At 65.8% G+C, this 1462-nt stretch carries 2 protein-coding genes and 1 pseudogene; 2 read left to right on the top strand and 1 reads right to left on the bottom strand.

The features are described 5' to 3' along the window. Positions 1-129: 129 nt before the first annotated feature. Positions 130-231 (top strand): annotated as a pseudogene (locus tag ACFHWY_RS28460) (IS5/IS1182 family transposase); the annotation flags it as partial. Here ACFHWY_RS28460 and ACFHWY_RS28455 read toward each other — a convergent pair. Then, on the bottom strand, positions 232-543 hold the full coding sequence (locus ACFHWY_RS28455) for a hypothetical protein (protein WP_416583322.1): 312 nt from the start codon (positions 541-543) through the stop codon (positions 232-234). 434 nt (positions 544-977) lie between these two features. Between ACFHWY_RS28455 and ACFHWY_RS28450 the strand changes: the two genes are divergently transcribed. Further along, positions 978-1462: CRISPR-associated endonuclease Cas3'' (locus tag ACFHWY_RS28450; RefSeq protein WP_416583321.1), on the top strand; the 485-nt coding region annotated here is incomplete at its 3' end.

Here is a 1462-nt window from a genome sequence, read left to right as displayed (position 1 = left end):
GCTGCGCCCGGCCATCGCGCCGGGCGAGGATCGCAACGAGGCGGGCGGACGGCGCATGACGTCGCGGCTGTTGGAGCTGCGCCCGGCCATCGCGCCGGGCGAGGATCGCAACCGGTACCTGCTTATGGCAGCCTCAAGCAGTGGCGTGACCTGGCCACCCGCTATGCCAAACGCGCATCCCTCTACCGGGCCAGCCTGGTCCTGATCGTGGCCATCATCCGGCTCTCATGATCACTCGGATACGCCATCCGGGATCACCAGCTCGTTCAGTCCATCGATCACCCGAACGTCGAGATCCCAACGTCCGGCGAGATCGGTGATTGTCACGTACTCCTCACCTGTCAGCCGCACCCGGTAGTCGAGGACGTTGACGCAGAGCGTGTCCAGCCCGAGTTGCTCCTCGCCCGCCATCACATCCACCAGCGACTCCGCGAGTCGTGGATCCAGGGGTGCACCCATCTCGGCCTCAGCCTGTGCATCCGCCCGTCCCGACAGCGCCTCGACCAGACGCTCAAAACGCCGGCGATCCTCGGTCCAATACACGACCGAAGCATGTCATGACCACGGCTGCTGATCCATGATCAGCAGGACACGCCCAGGCGGGTAGACGCCGGAGGCCGTTTGGCGGTCGACACCCCGGACGGCGGAGAATCAGACTGATGCCGGACCCGGTCTGAGATGGCACGCGCTGGCCTTGGTCGCTGTCGACATCGCGATTGCTGTGAGTCTGCCGACCCGGGCGGTTTCACCGGCTCGGCGATGTTTGCGTGCCGCACGGCGGGCGCGTCGGTGGGCCCGGCGAGCCGTATGGCACCGATACCATCAGGGCCGGTATCCATGCCTGGGGCGTTTACTGACCATAGAAAGGTCGGTAGGGGGCTTTCGTGTCTTCTGTGGGTAATCTTCGGGCGCACAGCCCTGCGGTCGGCGGTGGTTGCTGGCATTCTCTTGCTGATCATCTTCGAGGTACTGGCGAGTTGGCGCGGCGGTTCACCGTCTCGTTCGGTGGGGGCGAGGTGTCGTACTGGCTGGGTGCCTTGCACGATGTGGGCAAGGCGGCTTGCGCCTGGCAGGACAAGCTTGCTGCTGTCGCGTCGACGGGTGGACCGGTCGGCATCGACCACAAGTCACTCGGTACCCGGATCGCGTACGAGCGTGGGCTCGGCGCGTTCGCTGGCGCGATCTTCGGTCATCACGGTGGTCTGATCGATTCACCTAGCCTCCGCGAGGCGTTCGAGCGGAAACTTGCTGAGGCGACGGGCAATGCATCGTCCGCCGAGCATGAACTTCCAGGCCTGCTACCTGATCTGCCCGCCCAGCTCGGTCATTTGGTGCCGGCGGCCTGGCGGTTGGAGCCGTTGGTGGGGGAGATGGCGCTGCGTCTGTGCTACAGCGCCCTGGTCGACGCGGACAGCCTGGACACCAGCGCACATTTCCACGGGCTGCCCAGCCCGCGGGTACG

It is taken from the genome of Micromonospora sp. LOL_024, from assembly GCF_048060415.1.
Lineage (GTDB): Bacteria > Actinomycetota > Actinomycetes > Mycobacteriales > Micromonosporaceae > Micromonospora.
The sequence above is the reverse complement of the archived record's forward strand: the minus strand, read 5'-3'. Positions and strand labels throughout refer to the sequence as shown.